Source organism: Streptomyces sp. NPDC085524, from assembly GCF_044541755.1.
Classification (GTDB): Bacteria; Actinomycetota; Actinomycetes; order Streptomycetales; family Streptomycetaceae; genus Streptomyces.
Window position 1 is genome coordinate 18,125 of sequence record NZ_JBITTH010000027.1, and the last position, 22,180, is coordinate 40,304.

25 protein-coding genes and 1 other RNA gene are annotated in these 22,180 nt (G+C 73.8%); 11 read left to right on the forward strand and 15 right to left on the reverse strand.

Annotation, left to right across the window (positions count from 1 at the left end):
- Positions 1-148: 148 nt before the first annotated feature.
- From ACIGFK_RS32770 to ACIGFK_RS32790, 5 genes are read right to left on the reverse strand one after another with little or no spacing between them, the layout of a single operon-like run.
- On the reverse strand, positions 149-631 hold the full coding sequence (locus ACIGFK_RS32770) for a hypothetical protein (RefSeq protein WP_400054708.1): 483 nt from the start codon (positions 629-631) through the stop codon (positions 149-151).
- A gap of 9 nt (positions 632-640) precedes the next feature.
- The gene (locus tag ACIGFK_RS32775; protein WP_386467494.1) at positions 641-913 is read right to left on the reverse strand and encodes a hypothetical protein; all 273 of its coding nucleotides are present in this window, start codon (positions 911-913) and stop codon (positions 641-643) included.
- Positions 900-1,466: an RNA polymerase sigma factor gene (locus ACIGFK_RS32780; protein ID WP_376661061.1), complete on the reverse strand. Its 567-nt coding sequence runs from the start codon at positions 1,464-1,466 to the stop codon at positions 900-902. Before ACIGFK_RS32780 ends, ACIGFK_RS32775 begins: the two co-directional genes overlap by 14 nt.
- Complete coding sequence (locus ACIGFK_RS32785) at positions 1,459-1,602, reverse strand: hypothetical protein (RefSeq protein WP_376661062.1); 144 nt, start codon at positions 1,600-1,602, stop codon at positions 1,459-1,461. The genes ACIGFK_RS32780 and ACIGFK_RS32785 overlap by 8 nt, the downstream gene beginning before the upstream one ends.
- A 28-nt stretch (positions 1,603-1,630) precedes the next feature.
- Complete coding sequence (locus tag ACIGFK_RS32790; RefSeq protein WP_400054791.1) at positions 1,631-1,984, reverse strand: DNA-binding response regulator; 354 nt, start codon at positions 1,982-1,984, stop codon at positions 1,631-1,633.
- Positions 1,985-2,191: 207 nt separating this feature from the next.
- Here ACIGFK_RS32790 and ACIGFK_RS32795 point away from each other — a divergent pair, with 207 nt between their 5' ends.
- From ACIGFK_RS32795 to ACIGFK_RS32805, 3 genes are all read left to right on the forward strand, one after another.
- Complete coding sequence (locus tag ACIGFK_RS32795; protein ID WP_386467495.1) at positions 2,192-3,064, forward strand: MaoC/PaaZ C-terminal domain-containing protein; 873 nt, start codon at positions 2,192-2,194, stop codon at positions 3,062-3,064.
- Between the two features lie 35 nt (positions 3,065-3,099).
- Positions 3,100-4,176 (forward strand): Zn-dependent alcohol dehydrogenase, encoded by a 1,077-nt coding sequence (locus ACIGFK_RS32800; RefSeq protein ID WP_400054711.1) that lies wholly within the window; start codon positions 3,100-3,102, stop codon positions 4,174-4,176.
- Positions 4,177-4,244: 68 nt separating this feature from the next.
- The gene (locus ACIGFK_RS32805) at positions 4,245-5,186 is read left to right on the forward strand and encodes a 3-oxoacyl-ACP reductase (RefSeq protein ID WP_376661065.1); all 942 of its coding nucleotides are present in this window, start codon (positions 4,245-4,247) and stop codon (positions 5,184-5,186) included.
- A gap of 128 nt (positions 5,187-5,314) precedes the next feature.
- Here ACIGFK_RS32805 and ACIGFK_RS32810 read toward each other — a convergent pair whose 3' ends face one another.
- Positions 5,315-6,277 carry an endonuclease/exonuclease/phosphatase family protein gene (locus ACIGFK_RS32810; protein ID WP_386467499.1) on the reverse strand — a complete coding sequence of 321 codons (963 nt, stop codon included), beginning with the start codon at positions 6,275-6,277 and terminating at the stop codon, positions 5,315-5,317.
- 250 nt (positions 6,278-6,527) lie between these two features.
- Positions 6,528-7,616, reverse strand: a complete 1,089-nt coding sequence (locus ACIGFK_RS32815) for a hypothetical protein (protein WP_400054713.1) — start codon at positions 7,614-7,616, stop codon at positions 6,528-6,530.
- Between the two features lie 259 nt (positions 7,617-7,875).
- On the opposite strand from ACIGFK_RS32815, the gene ACIGFK_RS32820 reads away from it, so the two are divergent.
- From ACIGFK_RS32820 to ACIGFK_RS32830, 3 genes are read left to right on the forward strand one after another with little or no spacing between them, the layout of a single operon-like run.
- Entirely contained in the window at positions 7,876-8,733 is an 858-nt protein-coding gene (locus ACIGFK_RS32820) for a Nif3-like dinuclear metal center hexameric protein (RefSeq protein ID WP_376661068.1), read from the forward strand.
- Positions 8,730-9,473 (forward strand): zinc ribbon domain-containing protein, encoded by a 744-nt coding sequence (locus tag ACIGFK_RS32825; protein ID WP_400054792.1) that lies wholly within the window; start codon positions 8,730-8,732, stop codon positions 9,471-9,473. The genes ACIGFK_RS32820 and ACIGFK_RS32825 overlap by 4 nt, the downstream gene beginning before the upstream one ends.
- Positions 9,473-10,942 (forward strand): bifunctional RNase H/acid phosphatase, encoded by a 1,470-nt coding sequence (locus ACIGFK_RS32830; RefSeq protein ID WP_400054715.1) that lies wholly within the window; start codon positions 9,473-9,475, stop codon positions 10,940-10,942. Before ACIGFK_RS32825 ends, ACIGFK_RS32830 begins: the two co-directional genes overlap by 1 nt.
- Before the next feature lie 21 nt (positions 10,943-10,963).
- On the opposite strand, the gene ACIGFK_RS32835 is transcribed toward ACIGFK_RS32830, so the two are convergent.
- Together ACIGFK_RS32835 and rnpB are read right to left on the reverse strand one after the other, a co-directional pair.
- On the reverse strand, positions 10,964-11,305 hold the full coding sequence (locus tag ACIGFK_RS32835; protein ID WP_376661098.1) for a hypothetical protein: 342 nt from the start codon (positions 11,303-11,305) through the stop codon (positions 10,964-10,966).
- A 137-nt stretch (positions 11,306-11,442) separates the two neighbouring features.
- Positions 11,443-11,844: RNase P RNA component class A (gene rnpB, locus ACIGFK_RS32840), an RNA gene on the reverse strand.
- 77 nt (positions 11,845-11,921) lie between these two features.
- Between rnpB and ACIGFK_RS32845 the strand changes: the two genes are divergently transcribed.
- Together ACIGFK_RS32845 and ACIGFK_RS32850 are read left to right on the forward strand one after the other, a co-directional pair.
- Positions 11,922-12,656: a MerR family transcriptional regulator gene (locus ACIGFK_RS32845; RefSeq protein WP_386467508.1), complete on the forward strand. Its 735-nt coding sequence runs from the start codon at positions 11,922-11,924 to the stop codon at positions 12,654-12,656.
- Positions 12,653-13,498 carry a hypothetical protein gene (locus ACIGFK_RS32850; RefSeq protein WP_400054718.1) on the forward strand — a complete coding sequence of 282 codons (846 nt, stop codon included), beginning with the start codon at positions 12,653-12,655 and terminating at the stop codon, positions 13,496-13,498. Before ACIGFK_RS32845 ends, ACIGFK_RS32850 begins: the two co-directional genes overlap by 4 nt.
- Here the strand turns inward: ACIGFK_RS32850 and ACIGFK_RS32855 are convergent.
- Positions 13,488-14,930 (reverse strand): RNB domain-containing ribonuclease, encoded by a 1,443-nt coding sequence (locus ACIGFK_RS32855; RefSeq protein WP_386467510.1) that lies wholly within the window; start codon positions 14,928-14,930, stop codon positions 13,488-13,490. The genes ACIGFK_RS32850 and ACIGFK_RS32855 overlap by 11 nt on opposite strands.
- A gap of 146 nt (positions 14,931-15,076) precedes the next feature.
- On the opposite strand from ACIGFK_RS32855, the gene yaaA reads away from it, so the two are divergent.
- Positions 15,077-15,880, forward strand: a complete 804-nt coding sequence (gene yaaA, locus ACIGFK_RS32860; RefSeq protein WP_376661102.1) for a peroxide stress protein YaaA — start codon at positions 15,077-15,079, stop codon at positions 15,878-15,880.
- Positions 15,881-16,112: 232 nt separating this feature from the next.
- On the opposite strand, the gene ACIGFK_RS32865 is transcribed toward yaaA, so the two are convergent.
- The 3 genes from ACIGFK_RS32865 to ACIGFK_RS32875 all read right to left on the reverse strand — a co-directional run bounded on the left by ACIGFK_RS32865 (position 16,113) and on the right by ACIGFK_RS32875 (position 17,871).
- Positions 16,113-16,337, reverse strand: a complete 225-nt coding sequence (locus tag ACIGFK_RS32865) for a hypothetical protein (RefSeq protein ID WP_400054720.1) — start codon at positions 16,335-16,337, stop codon at positions 16,113-16,115.
- Between the two features lie 3 nt (positions 16,338-16,340).
- Entirely contained in the window at positions 16,341-17,090 is a 750-nt protein-coding gene (locus ACIGFK_RS32870; protein ID WP_376661104.1) for a bifunctional DNA primase/polymerase, read from the reverse strand.
- 169 nt (positions 17,091-17,259) lie between these two features.
- Entirely contained in the window at positions 17,260-17,871 is a 612-nt protein-coding gene (locus ACIGFK_RS32875) for a TetR/AcrR family transcriptional regulator (protein WP_376661105.1), read from the reverse strand.
- Between the two features lie 81 nt (positions 17,872-17,952).
- Between ACIGFK_RS32875 and ddaH the strand changes: the two genes are divergently transcribed.
- Positions 17,953-18,825 carry a dimethylargininase gene (ddaH, locus tag ACIGFK_RS32880; RefSeq protein ID WP_376661106.1) on the forward strand — a complete coding sequence of 291 codons (873 nt, stop codon included), beginning with the start codon at positions 17,953-17,955 and terminating at the stop codon, positions 18,823-18,825.
- Positions 18,826-18,857: 32 nt separating this feature from the next.
- On the opposite strand, the gene ACIGFK_RS32885 is transcribed toward ddaH, so the two are convergent.
- Complete coding sequence (locus tag ACIGFK_RS32885; RefSeq protein WP_376661107.1) at positions 18,858-19,883, reverse strand: small ribosomal subunit Rsm22 family protein; 1,026 nt, start codon at positions 19,881-19,883, stop codon at positions 18,858-18,860.
- A 113-nt stretch (positions 19,884-19,996) separates the two neighbouring features.
- Positions 19,997-21,277: a multidrug effflux MFS transporter gene (locus ACIGFK_RS32890; RefSeq protein ID WP_400054723.1), complete on the reverse strand. Its 1,281-nt coding sequence runs from the start codon at positions 21,275-21,277 to the stop codon at positions 19,997-19,999.
- A 109-nt stretch (positions 21,278-21,386) separates the two neighbouring features.
- Between ACIGFK_RS32890 and ACIGFK_RS32895 the strand changes: the two genes are divergently transcribed.
- Positions 21,387-22,148 carry an SDR family oxidoreductase gene (locus tag ACIGFK_RS32895; RefSeq protein ID WP_376661109.1) on the forward strand — a complete coding sequence of 254 codons (762 nt, stop codon included), beginning with the start codon at positions 21,387-21,389 and terminating at the stop codon, positions 22,146-22,148.
- Positions 22,149-22,180 lie beyond the last annotated feature (32 nt).

A 22,180-nucleotide genomic window follows, 5' to 3' on the forward strand; every position in this document is an offset into this window, starting at 1 on the left:
GCGGGGTCCCGGGGCTCCGCCCCGCACCCCGCGCCTCAAACGCCGGCGGGGCTGGTTTATGCCCCTGCTGGTCGTCAGGTGCGGCCACCAACACGGCGCTCCGGGGGCGGAGCCCCCGCAGCGGTGCCGCACCCGAACGGAACGAGGGCTACGGCCGGAAGACGCCGCGCCAGGTCCACCCCGCCGCCAGGACCGCGTCGCGCAACGGCGCCTTCACCCGCGCGGAGCTGAAGGCCGACTCCTTCTCGAGGCGGCGGCCGTCCGGGCCGCGCTCGACCCTCCACTGCCCGGAGACGGAGGTCACCGGCCCGCGGGAGTACTTGAGGCCCTGCCCGCCGGACGAGAGTTCCCCCGGCTCCAGCGCCTCCCACTGCTCGTCGAGCGCACGGACCTCCCGCGCCGCCGGGACCAGGCGCAGCCGGGTCTGGCCGCGCTCGGGATGCCAGCGGCCCTCGGGGATGCGCCACACCGCCACCAGGTCGGCGCGCTCCTTCGGGGTGCCCTCGCGCAGAGCGAACGGCGCGTCCGGGCCTGCGAGCGCGAGCAGCGCGGCGCGGACCTCCGCGGCGGGCAGGGGTACGACACCGCTGTCGGGGCGCCGCGTACCGGTCAGCTTGTCGAAAAGGCCCATCGGGCCACGCTATCGCCCCGCCTTCACCAACTCGCACCGGCCGTCGACGCATTCGCGCTGCAGCCGGCCCCGGGAGAGGGTCTGGGCCAGCCCGATCGCCCAGCACATCGGGCACCCGCGCAGGGCGAGCAGGCCGACGGGCGCCAGGAGCAGGGAGACGGGGCCCGTCACCGGCAGGAGGGCCACGGCGCCGATCAGGGAGCCGAAGCCGAGCGCGCCGCGCCCGAGGTGCCGGGGCAGGGAGGCGCTCGCGAAGTCGCCGCCGCCGTCAGTGGTCCGCATGGTCATCTCCGCCTCCAGGAGCCGTGTGGTGCAGGGCGAGCTGTACCGCCGCGCGGGCGCGGTGCAGCCGGGACTTCATCGCCGGGGTACTGAGCCCCAGCGCATCGGCGGTCGCCCGGCCGCTCAGGCCTTGGACGTCCCGCATGATCAGCACTCTGCGCTGGTCCTCGGGCAGCGCGGCCACCGCCGCCGCCACCCGGGCCGCCTCCAGGCGCAGCACCACCTCGTCCTCGGCGGACATCACCGGGTGCTCCGGCACCACCGCGGGGCCCCGCGGGATCGCGGAACGGGCCCGGCGCAGGCACTCGTTGCGGACGATGCGGAACATCCACGAGGCCAGCGCGCCCGACGCCCTCAGCATCCCGATCTTGCGGTACAGGATGATCAGCGCTTCCTGGGCCGCGTCCTCGGCGTCCTCGGGCGAGGAGCACAGGGTGTGGGCGAAGCGGCGTACGTGCGGGTGCGAGCCGGACACCAGCGCGGTGATCGAGTCGACGTCGCCGCGCTGCGCGGCCGCGACCAGCGTCGCGCCCGGCCAGGACGGGTCAGCCACGGGCCCGGCCCCGCTTGCGCAGGACGACGGCCGTGCAGGTGCAGAGCAGTACGAGTGCGACGGCTCCGGCGATGACGTAGATCACTGCGACCTCCAGGTCGTGCGTGTCGGTGCCGATCTTGTCGTCGGCACACACACAAGAGGCGGGAGGGCCGGAAAAGGATTCACCCCAGGACCGGGTCGATCACCGTCTCGCCCATCGAGGCACGCCGGATGGAATCGGCCAGCTCCTCCAGCGGCCCGTCCCGCAGGACCAGGCCCGCCGCGCCGGCGGCGAGCACCGCTTCGGGCAGGCCAGGGTGGGCCGAGCCCGTCATGACCAGGACCCGGCACTCCGGATCGTCCGTGAGGATCGCCGCCGCGGTGGCGACCTCCTCCACCAGCGCCACCGCCGGGCGCGCCGTGAGGTCCCGTACGACCTCGATGTCCGGCTGGAGGCCGAGCCGCAGCGCCAGGGCCGGATCGGGCGGGTCCAGCAGGACCCGCAGGGACCGGACGGGGCGGTGGTTCACGGGCATTTCGCTCACGCGGGAAGAGTAACTGACGCGGAGTCAGCACATGGGGTCAGCGCTCTTCCCAACTGCTGGGGCGTGCGTTATACATTCCCTCACCGGTCCTAGAACGCGTTCTAAAACCGGTCCGCATGCGACCTCGGTGCGGCCGACGGTGCGGACGGCCGCACCGAGGTCTTCCAAGAAGAGCCAAGAACAGGGAGCAGCATCCTCATGCCGATCGATGCCGCCAAGGCCCTCGCCGCCGACCCCCGCACGGGGGACATCGGCTGGGACCACAAGGACATCCAGCTCTACCACCTCGGCCTCGGAGCCGGCGCCGCGCGCAACGGGCAGAGTCTGGCGACCGACCCGGACGAGCTGCGCTACACCCTCGAATCCAAGCTGCACGTGCTGCCCAGCTTCGCGACCGTCGCCGGCGCCGGAATGGCCATGCTGGGCGGCCTGTCCGCACCCGGCATCGACGTCAACCTCGCCATGGTCCTGCACGGCGGCCACTCCATCCAGCTCCACCGGCCCATCCCCGTCAAGGGGCAGGCCACCTCCAGCTCCAAGGTCGCCGCCGTCTACGACAAGGGCAAGGCCGCCGTCATCGTGCTGCGCTCCGAGGTCGAGGACGCCGACGGGCCGCTGTGGACGAGCGACGCGCAGATCTTCGTACGGGGAGAGGGCGGGTTCGGCGGCGAGCGCGGGCCCTCCGCCAAGGAGGAGCTGCCCGAGCGCGCGCCCGACCGCATCGAGGAGCGGCACATCCGGGACGACCAGGCGCTGCTCTACCGGCTCTCCGGCGACTGGAACCCCCTGCACGCCGACCCCGAGTTCGCCAAGCTCGGCGGCTTCGACAAGCCCATCCTGCACGGCCTGTGCTCGTACGGGATGACCCTCAAGGCCGTCGTCGACACGGCGCTCGGCGGGGACGTCTCCCGCGTCCGCGCCTACCGCACGCGCTTCGCCGGGATCGTCTTCCCGGGCGAGACGCTGCGCATGCGGATGTGGCAGGAGCCCGGCCGGGTCCTGGTGTCGGTGACCGCCGTCGAACGGGACGACGCGCCGGTCCTCGCCGACACCGTCGTCGAACACGCGTAATCCAGACCCGCAGGACCTGTAGAAGGAGCCGCACCGTGCGCGCAGCACTGCAGAGCGAGATAGGCCAGGACAAGCTCGAGGTCGTCGACGACATGGAGGCCGTGGGCTTCGGCCCCGGCAAGGTCAGGATCCGCATCAAGGCCACCGGCCTGTGCCACTCGGACCTCTCCGCGATGAGCGGCGTCCTGCCCCAGCCCGCCCCCTTCATCCCCGGCCACGAGGGCTCCGGTGTGATCGTGGACGTCGGCGACGGGGTCACCAGCCACGCCATCGGCGACCGGGTCCTCGTCTGCTGGCTGCCGCCGTGCGGACACTGCCCCGCGTGCAAGCGGGGCCAGGGCCACCTGTGCCTGGAGGCCTTCGGGAACGTGGCCACCCCCAACTTCAAGCGGGCGGCCACCGAGATCTTCGGCTTCGCCGGCACCGGCACCTTCTCCGAGGAGATGGTCGTCCCGGCCGCCTGCGCCATCCCGATCCCCGACGACGTGCCCTTCGACATCGCCGCCCTCATCGGCTGCGGAGTCACCACCGGCCTCGGCGCGGCCATCAACACCGCCAAGGTCGAGGCCGGGGCCTCGGTCGCCGTCATCGGCTGCGGCGGCGTCGGCATCTCCGTCATCCAGGGCGCCAAGGTGCAGGGCGCGGCGCAGATCATCGCCGTCGACCCGGTGGAGTCCCGGCGCGAGGCGGCCCTGAAGTTCGGGGCGACGGAGGCGGTCGCACCCGAAGCCTTCGACGACGCCAAGAACCGCATCACCGGAGGCGAGGGCTTCGACTACGTCTTCGAGGTCGTCGGCAAGTCCGCCACCGCGCAGACCGCCTACAAGATGACCCGGCGCGGCGGCAGCGTCGTCATCGTCGGCGCGGGCGCCCTCGACGACAACTACCAGGTCGACATGTTCTCGCTCTTCTTCGACGAGAAGAAGATCCTGCCCTCGATGTACGGCGGCGGGGACGTGCTCCGCTCCTACGACCGCACCATCGCCCTGTGGCGGGCCGGCCGGGTGGACCTGGCGAGCCTGATCACCCACCGGGTGCAGCTCGCCGAGATCAACGACGCCCTGGACCAGATGCGCACCGGTGTCGCCCTGCGCACCTGCATCGAGATCTGACCCGTCCTCCGACCGTCCTGCGACGCGTCGCCTGAACCGTTCTGCCAACTCCGAGGGGAACCGTACGGATGTCACTGCCACTTGAGGGACTCTCCGCCATCGTCACGGGTGCGGGCCGCGGGCTCGGCCGGGCCGAGGCGATCGAGCTCGCACGGCTCGGCGCGAGCGTGGTCGTCAACGACTTCGGGCAGCCGGGCCGTGACGGCTCCGGGGAGGCCTCGGCCGCCCCGGCGGAAGAGGTGGCCGAGGAGATCCGTGCGGCGGGCGGCCAGGCGGTGGCGCACCTGGGCGACGTTGCCGACTTCGAGCAGGCGCGCGAGCTGGTCGACCTGGCGGTGAGCAGCTTCGGGAAGCTCGACGTCCTCGTCAACAACGCGGGCATCCTGCGCGACCGGATGGTCTTCTCGATGTCGGAGGAGGAGTGGGACTCGGTGATCCGGGTCCACCTCAAGGGCCACTTCAACACCACCCACTTCGCGTCCGTGCACTGGCGCGAGCGGTCGAAGGCGGCGGGCGGCCCGGTCTACGGCCGGATCGTCAACACCTCCTCCGAGGCCTTCCTCGGCGGCTCGGCCGGCCAGCCGAACTACGCGGCGGCCAAGGGCGGCATCGTGGGCCTGACCACGTCCACCGCCCTGGCCCTCGCGAAGTACGGGGTGACGGCCAACGCCATCTGCCCGCGCGCCCGCACCCGTATGACGGAGGACGTCTTCGCGGGCTTCCAGGTCCCGGAGGAGGGCAAGCTCGACGCCCTCGCTCCCGAGCACGTCTCCCCGCTCGTCGGCTACCTGGCCTCGCCCGCCTCGGCGAAGGCCAACGGCCAGCTGTTCGTCGTGCACGGCGGGATCGTGGTCGTGATGGAACGCCCCAAGGTGGCGGCCAAGTTCGACACCTCGAAGGAGGCCTTCTCCTTCGAGGAGCTGGACGAGCTGCTCACCCCGCACTACGACGCCCGCCCCGCGAACGAGACCTTCGCGGCGGCCGAGGTCCTCGGCCTCAAGCACGGCTAGCCACGACCGGGTACGGAAGCCGGCCCGCGATCCGCTCCTCCGGGCGGGGCGCGGGCCGGCCTCGTACGCGCGTCCCGCGCAGGGGAGCCGTCCCCGGACCGCGCGTCCCGCGCAGGGGCGCCGGGTCGTCACCGGCCGGAGCCGCCCGGCAGGCGGATCCTGAGCTCGGCGTGACCGATCAGGACGCGGTGGTCGGTGCAGGGGCGGTCGGTGCCGCCGACTGCCCTGCCCCGGGCATCGACCTCCCGGCAGCCGGGGATGTCCCGGGTGTCGGCGGTGTAGCCGGACGAGGCGAGCTGCCTGCTGCGGACGAAGATCATGTCGAGCTTCCGCCCGCCCCCGCAGGGAGGCTCCTGTCCCTCGGTGGTGTCGGCGCTCCACTCCCCGTTGCCGGGGCACCGGTCGTCGGTGTCGTCGAGCTCCCGGTGCCGGCCCCGGTTCTCCCGGTTCCTGCTGCCCGGGAGGGCGTTGACCGCCCGGTCGTAGAACTGGTCGAGGCGGCCGTAGCCCGGCTGCGCGTTGAAGTCGCCGGCCACCATGTAGGTCTTGCCCGCCTTGGCGAAGCCGTCCAGGAGGGCCACCAGTTCGTGCAGCTGCCGGTGCCCGTACGGCTGGTCCTGCGTGGACACCGGCGTGATGTGCACCGAGCAGAACTTCATGTTCGGGTGGGCCACCGGCGGTGCGCAGAGCAGGCCGCTCATCACGGGATGCGTCGCACCGTCGGCGGACTGGTACGTGTGGCCGCTCTCCTGCGCGAACACGTGGTACTCGGCCGGGCCCAGCTCGTACCGGCTGAACAGCGCCTTGCCGTAGGCCTGCCCCTGGCAGATCTCCCGGCCCGCACTGTCACGGCTGCCCGCCGGGATGGCCTCCTGGAACCGGGCGTAGCTCCTGTTCGCGGGGTTCCAGTCCGCCAGTTCCTCCAGGACCTTCTGGTACTGGCCGTGGCACATCTCGTTGAAGGACGCGAAGTCCACGTCGTCCCCGGCCCGCTCGATGGAGCCGACCGCCTCGTCCACCAGGCCGTTGTCGGTGGAGCCCCGGTTCATCTTGTGGCCCGACACGTTCCAGGTCCACGCGGTGAACCTCACCGTTTCGGACGGGTACGCGGACCCGGATCCGGACCCGGGTCCTGCGGAACCGGCCGTGACCCCCGGCGCGGAGGCAGGGAGTACCGCCAGCGCGACCAGAACGGCCGGCCAAGCCCTCTTCACGAACACATCCCCCCAGAACGCGCGGCAAGATCTTCTGCCGTTCAAGTGAGGACTCTAGACAGCGTTCCCGCCCGCGGGGTGCAGGTGGTCCCGGCAGGCGCCGACGGCCGTGGGCCGGCCGGCGCGGCTACGCCTGCGCAGCCCGGTTCAGCGGGGCCTGTTGCAGCGGGACCGGCCGGGGTGCGGCGGCCGCGGGCGGCGACGGATCCAGGTGGACCGGCGGGGGAGGGGCGGCCGGCAGGGTCGTCCCGAGGATCCCGCAGGGCGCCTCCGGGGTCGCGTACGGGAGGTGCAGGCGGCCCTCCGCGGTCCACAGGCCCGTGCCGCCGAGCCAGCCCGCGGGGCCGCCGAGCCGGAAGACGTGCCGGTCGGCGGGACGCCACAGGGCGAGCCCGGCCTCGCCCACCCGCAGCGCGACCCCGCACGTCTCCGGCATCAGGGTCTGGCCCGGCTGCACCGCGAACGGGGTCGCCTCCTCCTCGAACCGCAGGCACTCCGGGAAGCGCACCGGCCGGGTGCTGCCCAGCACCCCCCACCCCAGGCGCGGTTCGCCCGGGGCGTCGGAGCGGATCAGCAGCAGCCCGCCGTCCGGGTCGGCCAGCAGCAGCCGGTCCTCGCTGTCCTCGGCGATCTGGAGCAGCGGGGAGACCTCGCCGCCCCGCCCCAGGTCCACCGCGACGGCCTTGACGGTGCCCTCCAGCTCCCGGTCCAGGGCCAGCATCCGGCCCGCCCGGTCCAGCCAGACCCCGCCGGAACACCGGCCGGGAACACGGGCCACCTGCGCGAAGGGGCCGCCCGCCACCTGCCACACCGTCGTCTCGGTGTCCGTCGCGGCCAGGGCGAAGGCGGCGAGCCCGTCCGGGCACGGCGCGAGCAGCCGGACCCGCAGCCCCTCCTCCGCGTCCACCGTTCCGAGCCGGAGCTCCCCGGTCCGGGGTCCGGCCTCCGCGCCCGTCGGGTACAGCAGCGCGAAGGCGTGCCGCTCCGCGACCCGACGGTGGATCAGCACCCGCCCGTCCGTCAGCGGGAGCACCTCGCTGTCGGCCTCCTCGGGCTGGGCGAGCGGCAGCGGTACCGCGTACGCCTCGGACCCGGCCAGGGTCCAGCGCTCGGCGTAGTGCGCCTCGCCCTCTCCGGCGAGCCGGGCGGCGTACGAACCGTCCACGGCGATCGTGAACGGAGCCGTGGTCGTCACATCGATGGCACAGACAGTCATCTGGGCCCTCACCTCCGAGAGGAAGCTAGTTTTCGCACTTCCTGCCGAACAACACTGCCAACTCCGCTTCACACATACGGGTGTCCGGTCGGCGATTCGCCTGTGGTGGAGGTGATGGTTGTGCTGTGCGATATCGGGGCGTTCGGGGCACGGCCCCGGTGGCCGCCGCCGGCGCCGCCCCTGCCCGGCCGGACCTGCGGGCAGGAGCCGGCGGGCTGCTCCTGACCAGGATGGTCGCCCCGGACGGTAGCCTTGCCCCGTGCCCCGTCTCTCTGAAGTCATCGCCGCGCTGGACGCTCTCTGGCCCCCCTCGCGGGCCGAGCAGTGGGATGCCGTCGGCACCGTCTGCGGCGACCCCGATGCCGAGGTCTCCCGGGTGCTGTTCGCCGTGGACCCCGTACAGGAGATCGTCGACGAGGCGGTCAAGCTCGGCGCCGACCTGGTCGTCACCCACCACCCCCTCTACCTGCGCGGCACCACCACCGTCGAAGCCGGCACCTTCAAGGGCCGGGTCGTTCACACGCTGATCAAGAACGACATCGCGCTGCACGTCGCCCACACCAACGCCGACACCGCGGACCCCGGGGTCTCCGACGCCCTCGCCGGCGCCCTGGACCTGCGGATCACCGGCCCGCTCGTGCCCGACCCGACCGACCCGAACGGCCGCCGGGGCCTGGGCCGGCTCTGCGAACTGGACCACCCCGAGACCCTGCGCGAGTTCGCCGCCCGCGCCGCCGCCTGGCTGCCGCAGACCGCGCAGGGCATCCGCGTCGCGGGCGACCCCGACGCGATCATCCGTACCGTCGCCGTCAGCGGCGGCTCCGGCGACAGCCTGTTCGCGGAGGTCCGCGCCGCGGGCGTGGATGCGTACCTCACCGCCGACCTGCGCCACCACCCGGTGTCCGAGGCCCGCGAGCAGAGCACCCTCGCCCTGATCGACGCCGCCCACTGGGCCACCGAGTGGCCCTGGTGCGAGCAGGCCGCCGCGCAACTCGACGCGATCTCCGAGCGCAACGGCTGGGGCCTGCGGACCCACGTCTCGCGCACGGTCACCGACCCCTGGACGGCGCACGCGCCGTCCGTCACCTCCCCTTCTACCTCTGGAGCCCCCAACTGAACGCCGAGCCCGCCGACCAGATCCGACTTCTCGACGTCCAGGCCCTGGACGTCCGGCTGTCTCAGCTCGCCCACAAGCGCAAGTCGCTGCCGGAGCACACCGAGGTCGACTCCCTGGCCAAGGACCTCACCCAGCAGCGCGACCTGCTCGTCGCCGCGCAGACGCAGGCGAGCGACGCGGCCCGCGAGCAGACCAAGGCGGAGCAGGACGTGGACCAGGTGCGCCAGCGCGCCGCCCGCGACCAGGCGCGACTGGACTCCGGCGTCGGCGTCTCCGCCCGTGACCTGGCGAACCTGCAGAGCGAGGTCGTCTCCCTCGCCAAGCGCCAGGCCGACCTGGAGGACGTGGTCCTGGAAGTCATGGAGCGCCTGGAGGGCGCGCAGGAGCGGGTCACCGAGCTGACCGAGCGCGTCTCCGCCCTCGAAGGCAAGCTGGCGGACGCCACCGCCCGCCGTGACGCCGCGACCGGTGAGCTCGACGCCGAGGCCGCCAGGGTCACCAAGGACCGCGAGGTCATCGTCGGCTCGATGCCGGCCGACCTGATGGCCCTGTACGAGAAGATCCGCGTCAAGCAGGGCGGGGTCGGTGCCGCGCGCCTGTACCAGCGCCGCTGCGAGGGCTGCCGGCTGGAGCTCGACATGGCCGAGGTCAACGAGATCAAGGCCGCGGCCCGCGACCAGGTCGTCCGTCACGAGAACTGCGGCCGCATCCTGGTCCGTACGGCGGACTCGGGCATCTGATGCAGAGCCCTGTCCGGTTCGTCGTGGAGGCGGACGGCGGCTCCCGGGGCAACCCGGGGCCCGCCGGCTACGGCGCGGTCGTCCTGGATCCGGCGACGGGGGAGACGCTGGCCGAGCGCGCCGAGTTCATCGGCGTCGCGACGAACAACGTGGCCGAGTACAAGGGCCTGATCGCCGGGCTCAAGGCGGCCCGTGAGCTGTCCCCCGACGCGCAGGTCCAGGTCCGGATGGACTCCAAGCTCGTCGTCGAGCAGATGTCCGGCCGCTGGAAGATCAAGCACCCGGACATGCGCCCGCTGGCGGCGGAGGCGGCGAAGATCCTGCCCGCCTCCCAGGTGTCGTACGAGTGGATCCCGCGCGAGCGGAACAAGCACGCGGACCGGCTCGCCAACGAGGCGATGGACGCGGGCAAGTACGGCAGGCAGTGGGAGCCGTCGGCCTCCACGGCCGCCTTCTCGGCCCCGCCCGGGCCCCCGGGCGACGCCGCCGCGGGCGCGGCGGCGGCGCGGGCCGCCCTCGCCGCGGGCCGTACGCGAGCCGACGCCGAGGCCGCCCCCGGCGGCGGTACGCCGCCCGGCGGCCGGGAGGCCGAGGCCGCACGCGGCATCGCGGCCGGGGCGGTCACCTCCGGCAGCGGCACGCGCAGCCGCGCGACGGTGCCGGCCGCCTCCGGCGCGGTACGCGCCTCCGCCGACCGGGTCCAGGAAGCGGCCGACGTGCTGTTCACGGACGGCGGCGCCCTCCCCGAGGCCCAGGCCATGCTGGAGCCCTGCCTCGACTCCGAGGCCCCCGAGACCACGGCTGCGGCCGCGGCCACGGCAACTCCCGGCTGGGGCCCCGACATGGGGGCGCCGGCCACCTTCGTGCTGCTCCGGCACGGCGAGACCGCGCTCACCCCGCAGAAGCGCTTCTCCGGCAGCGGCGGCAGCGACCCCGAGCTGTCCCAGGCCGGACGCCGCCAGGCCGCCGCGGTGGCCGAGGCGCTGGCCGCCCGCGGCACGATCCAGACGGTCATCTGCTCCCCGCTGCGCCGCTGCCGCGAGACCGCGCAGGCCGTCGCCACCCGCCTCGGCCTCGGCGTCACCGTCGAAGACGGCCTGCGCGAGGTGGACTTCGGCGCCTGGGAGGGCCTGACCTTCGCCGAGGTGCAGGAGCGCTTCCCGGACGACCTGCAGGCCTGGCTGGACTCCCCGAAGGCGTCGCCCACGGGCGGCGGCGAGAGCTTCATGGCAGCCACCCGCCGGATCTCCGCCACCCGCGACCGCCTGCTGGCCGCCCACGCCGGCCGCACGGTGCTGCTGGTCACGCACGTGACCCCGGTCAAGATCCTGGTCCGGCTCGCCCTGGGCGCCCCGCCGGAGTCCCTGTTCCGCATGGAACTCTCCGCGGCCTCGCTCTCGGCGGTGGCCTACTACGCCGACGGCAACGCCTCGGTCCGCCTCCTGAACGACACCTCGCACCTGCGGTAGCCGCTCACGGCCCCGCCCTGCTCAGGGCGCGGGCCGGAGGTGGCCGAGGGCTTCGACCGCCCCCTCGAGGGCCCGGGACATGTTCTTGGCCTGGGCCCCGGCGAACCGGATCTTGTTGCTCGCCACCCGCGGGTACTGCCCGGCCTCCCCCGCGTCCGCGGCGGCCCAGTCGCGGCGGTGGGCGACGTGCAGGGCCAGGTGCTCCAGCGCGTCCTCGAGGTGGCGGGCGAGGTCGCGCAGGCTCTCGGTCACGGCGGCGACGTCGTCGGGACTCGCGTAGGCCTTGAAGGGGTCGCCGGTCGCTCCGGCGAGGTCGCGTATGAGCGCGGCGGCGTCGGCCGCGGCAGCGCGGTGATCGGTCATGCATCCGAGGGTGCCCGACGGTGTGCCCCGCCGAAAGACGTCTGCACCCGCCGCTGCGCACCGGGGCAGCCGCCCGCACCCGCGGCACGGCACCCCGAGCGGATCGGACACGGCACCCCGGACGGAGTGGGAAACGGCAGACGAGCCGGCCTGTACGCCGGGTTCTGTCACCCGGTGACCTCGCGGTCGCCGGGGAGACGGCCATCCATCTAGGACCGGTGTTGCCACCGGCCTCGTGCGGTCTACCCGCGAACTCGGGCGGGCAGCCCTCAAGCGTTCGCGCAGACCCGTCCGGGGACGGATCCTCTTGACCTTGCTCCGGGTGGGGTTTACCTAGCCGCCTGGGTCACCCCAGGCGCTGGTGGTCTCTTACACCACCGTTTCACCCTTACCGGGGGCCGAAGCCCCCGGCGGTCTGTTTTCTGTGGCACTGTCCCGCGGGTCACCCCGGGTGGGCGTTACCCACCACCCTGCCCTGTGGAGCCCGGACGTTCCTCGGCGGGATCCGGGGATCCCGACGCGGCCGCCCGGCCGACTCGTCTGCCGTGCTGGCCATGGTACCCGGGGCGGAGGCCGCGCTTGACCTTGACGCAGCGGCAGGGTTTCTACTGGGGCCATGCGGATCGGAGAGATCGCCGCGCTCGTCGGGGTCACCGCCCGGGCGATCCGGCACTACCACCATGTCGGGCTGCTCCCGGAACCGGAGCGGCGACTCAACGGGTACCGGGCCTACGGGGTCCGCGACGCCGTCCTGCTGGCCCGGGTGCGCCGGCTCACCGAGCTCGGGCTGAGCCTCGACGAGGTGCGGGACGTCCTCGCCGACGACGCCGGGCGCGAACTGGCCGACGTACTGGCGGAACTGGACGCCGACCTGGCCCGCCAGCAGGCCGAACTCGCCGAGCGCAGGCGGCGGCTCGCCGTGCTGCTGGCCGCCGGGCCCGGGGAGGCCGAGCCGCTGTCGCCCGCGCTCGCCGCGCTGCTCGCGAAGGCGCCGCGGACGGCTTCGCGCTCCGCGGCGACGGACCGCGAGCACCTGGAACTCCTCGACGCCTCCGGCGCGGCCGGCGAGGAGCTCTACGCGGTGCTCGGACCGCTGGCCGCCGATCCCGCCGTACTCGCCCTGTACGAGCGGCTCGACGACCTCGCCGAAGCCCCCGTGGACGATCCGCGGATCCCGGGGCTGGCCGCGGAGTTCGTGGCGGCCGTGCCCGAGGAGGTGTTCGCCGCCGTGCCCGCGGACGGGGTGGTCGTGGCCGGGTTCCGGGACGCGCTGCTCGCCGAGTACGCCCCCGCGCAGGCGGAGGTCGTCCGCCGGGTCATGGAGGCGTTCCTGGAGAGGGGGCGGGGATGAGCGCGATACGCGCGGCGCGCCTAGCCGCGGCCGCCGCCGTGCCGGCGGAGCTGGTGCTCGTGGCGTGCCTGGCCGCGGGCGTCCGGCTCCCGGGGTGGGGCATCGCCGCCGCCGAGGGCCTGGTGCTCGCGGTGCTGCTGCTGGAGGCCTGGGTGCTGTGCCGGCTGTACGCGGCCGGGCGCCGCCGCGGCGCGCCGCGCGGCGAAGCTCTGCGGGAGGCGGGGCGGGCCGTGGTGCCCGTCCCGGTCCGGCGGCTGGTGCGGCACGAGCTGCGCGCCACCGCCTCGCTCGGACGGTGGGTCGTGCGCCGCAAGCACGGGGTGCGGGACGGGGACCTGGCCGCCGCGTACACGGGACCGCAGACCGCCATGATGTACGGGATGCTCTTCGTGTCGGTCGTGGAGACCGTCGCGCTGTCCTTCCTCATCCCCTGGCCGGCGGTGCACCGGGTGGTGCTCGTCCTCGACGTCTACGGGGTGCTGCTCGTGCTCGCCCTGCACGCCGCCTGCGTGACGCGGCCGCACGTGGTCCGCCCCGACGGGTCCCTGCGGATCCGCTACGGGGCGCTGTTCGACCTCGTCGTGCCGCCGGACGCGGTGGCCTCCGTACGGGTCGACCGCCGCTACCCCGAGGGCCGGCTCGTCGGCCTCTCCGAGGACGGGGAGCTCGACCTGATCGTCGGCAGCCAGACCACGGTGACCCTGGAGCTGACCCGCCCCCTCCCCGTCACCCGCCCGCTGGGGGCCCGGGGCGAGGCGCGCGTGCTGCGCTTCCACGCCGACGACCCCCGGGCGCTGGTCGCGGCCGTCAGGGAGGGGAGCGGGAGGGCCGTCACACCGTAGCGAAGAGGATCTTCGCGGTCCCCGGGTCCGCCCGTGCGAGGCGGACCCGGATGCGCTCGCCCAGCGGCAGTTCCTCCCGCGGGGACTCGACGCGGCCGACCACCGCGGGCTCCTCCAGGTGGACCGTCCCCACCAGCGGCTCCCGGTCCTTGACGTCGATCACCGTGGCGTCGAAGGTCTCCCCGACGCGGTCCTTCAGCACGGCGGCCTCGACGAGGTCCACCGACTCCCGCTCGACCGCGTTCGCCAGCCGGGAGCCCTCCGACATCCGCTCGGGGAGCCCGGCGAGCGCCTCCACCGCCCACTGCGGGGGCTCCGCCCCGGCCACCGCCGCCGCGCACAGCTCGCCGGAGTACCGGTCGACGAGCCGGCGCAGCGGTGCGGTGCAGTGCGCGTAGGGGGCCGCCACCGCGGAGTGGATCGCCGGGTCGGGGGTCTCGCCGCCGCTGAACACCGTGTAGCCCGCGCCGCGCAGCAGGGCCGTGCACTCCTGCAGGAACGCCGCGTGGGCGGGGCGGTGCGGGTCGAGGGAGCGGACGAGTTCCGCGTACGGGACGTGGTGCGGCCAGTCGATCCCCAGGGCCTTCGCCGTCAGCCGCAGCCGTCCGACGGCGCCGTCGGGTGCGTTCGGCAGGGTCCGCAGGATGCCGGTGCCCGCGGCCAGCATCAGGTCGGCCGCGGCCATGCCGGTCATGAGGGAGATCTGGGCGTTCCAGCCGTCGGCGGGCAGCGGGGCGCGGTAGGCCAGGGCGTACGAGCCGTCCTGGGCGACGACCTCCTGCTCGGGCACGTTGAGGGAGATGCCGCCGCGCTCGCGTTCCAGGGCCTCGCGGAGCCGCCCGATGTCCTTGAGGAGGGCGAGGGGTTCCTCCGCGGTGCCGGAGTCGATGGCCTTCTGCACGCCGTCGTAGTCGAGCTTGGCCCGGCTGCGGACCAGGGCGCGGCGCACGTCGGCGGTCTCGACCCGGCCGTCGGCGTCCAGGTCGAGCCGCCACAGCAGGGCCGGGCGGGTCTGACCGGGCAGCAGGCTGGCCGCGCCCTCCGAGAGCAGGGACGGGTGCAGGGGGACCCTTCCGTCGGGGAAGTAGAGGGTGGTGACCCGGCGGTGCGCCTCGGCGTCGAGGACGCCGCCCGGGGTGACGAACGCGGCGACGTCGGCGATGGCGTAGTGCACGCGGTAGCCGCCGGAGGACCGCTTCGCCAGGTGCATGGCCTGGTCGAGGTCGACGGAGGCAGGGGGGTCGATGGTGAAGAACGGGATGTCGGTGCTGTCCTGTCCGGGGAGGCGCGGGTCCGCGGCCGCCTGCTCCGCCTCGGCGAGGACCGCGGCCGGGAACTCCCCGGGCACCTCCAGCTTCGTCCGCAGTTCACGCAGCGCGGCCCGCAGGGCAGCCCCGTCTGCGCCGGTCATGTGCATCTGACGGCGTGGCATGGGTCGAGCCTAGGGGCGGGCAGCCCGTCCGGCACGGCGAGCGGTGGGGCGGTGGTTGCGGGGCCGTCTACCCTGGCTCGGGGGCCGCATCCCCCGCGTGGCGACGTGCTGAAGTCGCAGGGAAGTCGTACCGAAGGAGAACCACCGTGCTCGTGCTGCTGCCGCCGTCCGAAGGAAAGGCCGCCGGCGGCTCCGGCGCACCCCTGGAGCCGGAGACGCTGTCCCTGCCCGGACTGGCCGCTGCCCGGGCGGAGGTGCTGGAGGAGCTGGTCGGGCTGTGCGGGGCCGACGAGCTCAAGGCGCGCGAGGTGCTGGGCCTGAGCGAGGGCCTTCGGGGCGAGGTGGCGAAGAACCTCGAACTGCGGTCCGCGGCCGCCCGCCCGGCGGGGGAGATCTACACCGGCGTGCTGTACGACGCGCTGGGCCTGGCCGACCTGCCGGAGCCGGCGCGGAAGCTCGCCGAGGGCTCGCTGCTGGTCTTCTCGGGCCTGTGGGGCGCGGTGCGGATCACCGACCGGATCCCGTCGTACCGCTGCTCGATGGGTGTGAAGCTGCCGGGTCTGGGGGCGCTGGGCGCGTACTGGCGGGGGCCGATGGCGGAGGTCATGCCGGAGGCGGCCGGTGACGGGCTGGTGCTGGACCTGCGGTCGGCGGCGTACGGGGCGGCGTGGAAGCCGAAGGGCGAGGTGGCGGGGCGGACCGCGACCGTGCGGGTGCTGCACTCGCAGGTGGTGGACGGCGTCGAAAAGCGTTCGGTGGTGAGCCACTTCAACAAGGCCACGAAGGGCCGGCTGGTCCGGGACCTGCTGCTCGCCGGGGCCGTGCCGACGGGCCCGGGCGAGCTGGTCGAGGCCCTGCGGGACCTGGGCTACGCCGTCGAGGCCGAGGCCCCCGCCAAGGCGGGCAAGCCCTGGTCCCTCGACGTGGTGGTGACCCAGATCCACCACTGACGCCCCGCGGGGTGGGGGGTGGGGGTGCGGCGCCGTTGCCGGAGCTCTGCCCCGGACCCCGCTCCTCGATCGCCGGAGGGGCTGGGCGTCGTGGCCGGTGCCGGGGGTTCCGCGCGTCGGGGTGGTCCGCTGCGTCCCTCCGGGGCGTCTCCTCGTCCTCCCCCCCCGAGCAGACCGAGCCCCGCCCCGGTCGGCCGGGAGGGCGAGTGACACCACCCCAGCCCCGGTGGTACTACGGGGCGGGGTGGGCGCGGGAGGAGGCGTTCTCCTGGGCCAGCCGGCGGAGGGCCGCGAACATGGTGTCGCCCAGGACCGTGCCCACCGCGGCCGACTCGACCAGGTCCTCGCGGGCCACCGAGTGGGCCAGGTACGCGAGGTCCGCCGCGGCGACCCGCTCCGCCGCCTCGGCATACGCGTCGAGCACCTCCTCGAAGCGGCCGTGCCCCGCACGGGACACGCCCTAGCGGCCCAGGGGCCAGGCGACCGTCGCCGGGGCGTGGTCCGTGGAGCCCGCGTACAGGGCGCAGGCGTCGGTCAGGGTTTCCAGCAGGGTGAGCGGGTCCGGGAGGGGGTGCTCCATGCCGCGGATCCAGGTCACCGCGTGGTCACCGGGCAGGGCCGCCGGAGGGACCAGGACGTAGCTGCCGCGGCAGTGCCAGCGCAGGCCCGGGTGCTCGTCCATCGTCTCGGGGTGGCAGTCCAGTTCGCAGGGCCACCACTCGTCCTCGTCCTCGGGGGTGCCGCGGGTGGCGGTGAAGAAGAGCATGCGGGCCTGGTCGCCGGTGCCGCCCGACTCGGCCACGGGGCCGACCTCGATGCCGGCCTGCAGCAGGCGGGCGAGGGCGTCGGTGCCTGCTTCCAGGGGGACGTCGAGCACGTCGTGGACCATGCCGGTCGCGGTGACGAAGTTGGCCTGGGGCTGGTTGCGGGCCCAGCGTTCGACCTGGGCGCGGTCGGTGGTCGACTGGGTCTGCCAGGCGAAGGAGAGCGGGTGCCGGGCCGGCGTGGGACAGCCGATGCGGTCGCACGAACACCGGTAGCCGGCCGGATGGGCGGCGGGGGCGAGCGGCAGACCGGCGGCGGCGACCGACAGGAGCAGCGCCTCGCGCTCGCGTCCGGGGTCTTCTGCCACGGGTTTACGGCGCCGCAGCAGCCACTGGGAAATCCTGCTCTGCGCGCCGCGCGTGACGCGGCCGGACTCAGACCCCATCTATCCCCTCACCGAACCTTGCCCCTGCAGACCTTGGCAGACCCTCACATCGTCCCACCATCCTGAGCCCCGGGTGACCGGTCTTGACGAGCGGGGGACCGGGGCCGGGCACCCGAATACCGGCACAGACATGGGCAATAGGGGCGTATCTTCGCCCGATGTTCGCGATTCAACGGGCGGTGACGTTGGCCACCCCGCCCAGCACCCGGTCCACCAGGGCGTCCGTGAAGGCGTGCGTCAGCGGCGCCGTCCGCATCAGCCAGCGGTACGTCAGCGGGCCCAGCAGCATCTCCACCGTCAGCCGCAGATCCGTGTCCGGGGCGAGCTGCCCGGCGTCGCGTGCCGTGCGCAACCGGGCCTCGTAGAGGGCGAGCTGCGGCTCCAGCAGCCGCTCGGTGAACTGCGCGCCGAGCTCCGGGTCGGTGGCCCCGGCCGCCGTCAGGGCGCGCGCGGGGGCGGCGTACTTCTCGTCGGTGAACTCGTCCACCGTCGCCCGCAGGACGGACTTCAGGTCGGCCGCGAGGTCCCCGGTGTCCGGGAAGCCGGTCCATCCGGCCTCGCCCTCCGCCTCCCCGGCGAGCGCCAGCGACGCGTCGAGGAGGACCGCCGCCTTCGACGGCCACCAGCGGTAGATGGTCTGCTTGCCGACTCCGGCGCGGGCGGCGATCGCCTCGATGGTCAGCTTGTTGTAGCCGACCTCCCCGACGAGGGCGAGCGAGGCGTCGAGGATGGCGCGCCGGGAACGGTCGCTGCGGCGGGAGGCGTCAGGGGTCCTGGTCATGGCTCGAAACTACCAACCGAGACGTCTCGTCTCCTGCTTGCCCGGTAAACCACCCAATCAGTTCACTGCGGTGTCCCGCTTATGGAGAGACGATTCTCTCCACACTCGTCGCACGCCGACGTCGTAAGTCGTGAGGAGCCTTCTTTGCGCAGAGACGCCACACCCCGGCGCTACCTGATGTGCCCACCGGCACACTTCAAGGTCACCTACTCCATCAACCCGTGGATGGATCCCACGAAACCGGTGGACCTGCCCCTCGCACTGGCCCAGTGGGAGGACCTGAGGGACCGCTACCGCGCCCTCGGGCACACCGTCGAGACCCTCGTCCCGGACCCCGGGCTGCCGGACATGGTCTTCGCGGCCAACGGAGCCCTCGTCGTCGACGGCCGGGTGCTCGGCGCCCGGTTCGCCTACCCGGAACGGGCCGCCGAGGCCGAGATCCACCTCGCGTGGTTCCGTGACCACGGCTACCGGGACGTCCACGAGCCGTCCCACGTCAACGAGGGCGAGGGCGACTTCGCCGTCACCGCCACCTACATCCTGGCCGGCCGGGGCTTCCGCTCCAGCCCGCTCTCCCACGACGAGGCGCAGGAGTTCTTCGGGCGCCCGGTCATCGGCCTCGACCTGGTGGATCCGCGCTTCTACCACCTGGACACGGCGCTCTGCGTCCTCGACGGCGACGAGATCATGTACTACCCGGCGGCCTTCTCGCCGGGCAGCCAGGGCGTCCTGCGCAGGCTCTTCCCCGACGCGCTGATCGCCGAGGCACCGGACGCGGCGGCCCTCGGCCTGAACGCGGTCTCGGACGGCCGGCACGTGCTGCTCCCGCAGGAGGCGACGGGACTGCTGGCGCCGCTGCGGGACCGGGGCTTCGAACCGGTGCCGATGGATCTCGGGGAGCTGCTCAAGGGCGGCGGCAGCGTGAAGTGCTGCACGCAGGAGCTGCGGCCCTAGGGGGTGTCCGACCCTGATCCGCCGGACACCCCCTAGTCCTCGAGGGCGCCGTCGTCGTCGGAGGGCGGGGGCCAGGCATTGCCCCAGTCGGCGTCCCGCGCGGCCTTGTAGAGGCCGCCGTGGCGCTTGGTCACGTTGACCCGGGTCAGGCCCTCGCTCTCCGGGCCGCACAGCTCCAGCAGTACGAGCCCCTTCCGGATCTGCGGCTTCCGCGTGATCCGGGAGGCGGCCGGCTCCGGCGGGAACCGGGTCGCGGCGACGTAGCTGAACTTCTCGTCCTCGTACGGGAGCGAGCCGCCCTTGACCTGGCGGTGCAGGGAGGACCGGCTGACCCGCGCCGAGAAGTGGCACCAGTCCCGGCCGACCTCGATCGGGCAGGTGCCGTCGTGGGGGCAGGGGGCGGCGACGTGCAGGCCCGCCGCGATCAGCTGCTCGCGCGCCTCGCGGATGCGGAGGTAGCCCTCCGGCGTGCCCGGCTCGATCAGCACCACCGCCTGCCCGGCGCGGGCCGCCTCGGCGACGACCGCCGTGCGGGCCTGCGGGGTGAGCTCGCCCAGGACGTACGAGACCGTCACGAGGTCGGCGTCGGGGATCGCCGTCCCGGCGCCGATGACCGCCCGCCGCCAGTCCGCTGCGCGGAGCACGGGGGAGGGGGCCGCCTGCGCGAGCTCCCTGCCGAGCTTCAGGGCCGGCTCCGCCCAGTCCAGGACCGTGGTCCCGCGCGGGCCGTCCCAGGTGGCGTCCACCGCCCAGGTCGCCGCGCCCGTTCCGCCGCCGACGTCCACGTGCGAGCCCGGCGCCCAGTCCGGGGCGGCGTCCGCGAGCGCGTCGAGGGCGGTGCGGACGGCCTCGAAGGTGGCCGGCATCCGGTACGCCGCGTACGCCGCCACGTCGGAGCGGTCGCGCAGCACGGGGGCGTCGGTCGGGGTCTGCCCGCGGTAGCTGGCGATGAGCCGCTCGACGGCGGCGGAGGCCTGCTTGGGCGGGAGCCCGTCGAGCAGCCTGCCGAGCGCGGTGCGGAGGGTCTCGGCGGTGGTGGGGGCGGGGGCGGCGTTCACCTGCGAAGTTTACGCCGCGCGGACGGCCTCCCGGCCCGGGTCGCTGCCCCTGGTGCCCCGTCGCCCATGCCGGCCGCGGCCCCGCAGCGGGGGCGGCGCGGGGCCGGGCTCGGTCAGTCGCGGGGTTGCCAGGGGCGGCAGAGGGCCAGGAAGCAGGTCGTCGCCAGGAGGACGCAGGTCAGCTGGACCACGGCCATGGGGACCGCCGTGTCCTCGCCCGCGATGCCGACCAGCGGGGACGCGATCGCACCGACCAGGAAGGAGCACGTGCCGATCAGCGCCGAGGCCGACCCCGCCGCGTGCGGGGTCCGCATCAGGGCCTGGGCGTTGGTGTTCGGCAGGAGCACGCCCATCGCCGACATCAGGACGAAGAGGGCGATGGCGATCGGGGCGAGGCCGACGGTGCCGAAGACGCCCGTCGACATCAGGAGGAGGGAGACCGCTGCGGCGGTGACGACGGCGAGGCCGACCGCCAGCACCTTGTCCAGGCTGACCCGGCCGACCAGCAGCTTGCCGTTGATCTGGCCGACGGCGATCAGCCCGACGGAGTTGGCGCCGAAGAGGAGGCTGAAGGCCTGCGGCGAAGCACCGTAGATCTCCTGCACCACGAAGGGGGAGGCGGAGATGTACGAGAAGAGGACGGCGAAGGCGAAGCCGCCGGTCAGGGTGTAGCCGGTGAACACGCGGTCGGACAGGAGCCCGCGCATGGTCCGCAGGGCGGCGCCGACGCCGCCGGTCTGCCGCCGCTCGGCGGGGAGGGTTTCGCCGAGCCTGCGCCAGACCGTCAGGGTGAGGGCGATGCCGACGGCGGTGAGGACGACGAACACCCCGCGCCAGTCGGAGACGCGGAGCACCTGGCCGCCGATCAGCGGGGCGACGATCGGGGCCACCCCGGATATGAGCATCAGCGTGGAGAAGAAGCGGGCCATCTCGACCCCGTCGTACAGGTCGCGCACGACGGCCCGGGCGATGACGATGGCGGCCGCGCCGGCCAGTCCCTGGAGCAGCCGGAAGGCGATCAGGAGTTCGGCGGAGGGGGCGAGGGCACAGATGGCGGTGGCGAGGACGTAGACGGCCATCCCGGTCAGCAGCGGGCGGCGCCGGCCCCACTTGTCGCTCATCGGGCCGATGACGAGCTGGCCCAGGGCCATGCCGGCGAGGCAGGCGGTCAGGGTGAGCTGGATCGTCGCGGCAGGGCTGTGCAGGGCCGTGGTGACCTCCGGCAGGGCCGGGAGGTACATGTCCATGGACAGCGGGGGGAGGGCGGTGAGCCCGCCGAGTACGAACGTGACCAGCAGGCCGGTACGGCGTGCTGACGCGAGGGGGGTGGGGGAGGAGGGCGATTCGGGTGATGCGGCACCCGAGGGGGCCGTCGAGGGGCCTCTCTCCGACATACGGGAACTCCAGTCCTCTTGTCTGCTTTTCGCACCCCTGACCGACCCATGCTCTCAGCTATCGGAACGTCCCGGGGCCCGAGCCCGGTGTGACGTAACCTGCGGCCCCATGAACGCAAGTGCCAAGAAGATCGCAGTGGTGACCGGCGCGGGCTCCGGCATCGGCCGCTCCGTGGCCCTGACCCTGGCCGCCGCAGGCTGGGCCGTGGCCGTGGCAGGCCGCCGGACCGAGCCGCTGGAGGAGACGGCGAAGGCGGCCGGCGAGGACGCCGACGTGCTGTGCGTCCGGGCGGACGTGAGCAACCCGGATGACGTCAATGCTCTGTTCGAGTCGGTGCGGGGCCGGTACGGGCGCCTCGACCTGCTCTTCAACAACGCGGGCACCTTCGGCCCCGGCGGGGTCCCGCTCGAGGACATCTCCTACGAGGCGTGGCGCTCCGTCGTCGATGTCAACCTGACCGGATCCTTCCTGTGCGCGCAGGCCGCGTTCCGCCAGATGAAGGAACAGGACCCGCAGGGCGGCCGGATCATCAACAACGGCTCCATCTCCGCCCACGTGCCCCGCCCCCACTCCATCGCCTACACCGCGACCAAGCACGCGATGACCGGCCTGACGAAGGCCCTGTCGCTGGACGGGCGTCCGTACCGCATCGCCTGCGGCCAGATCGACATCGGCAACGCGGCGACCGAGATGACCGAGCGCATGCAGACCGGCATCCTCCAGGCCAATGGGCAGCTGGCCGTCGAGCCGGTGATGGACGCCGCCGACGTGGCGAGGACGGTCCTGCACATGGCGGAGCTGCCGCTGGAGGCGAACGTGCAGTTCGCGACGGTGATGGCGACGTCGATGCCGTACATCGGGCGGGGCTGAGCAACCCCGTTGCACGGCTGCCGGATCGCGGC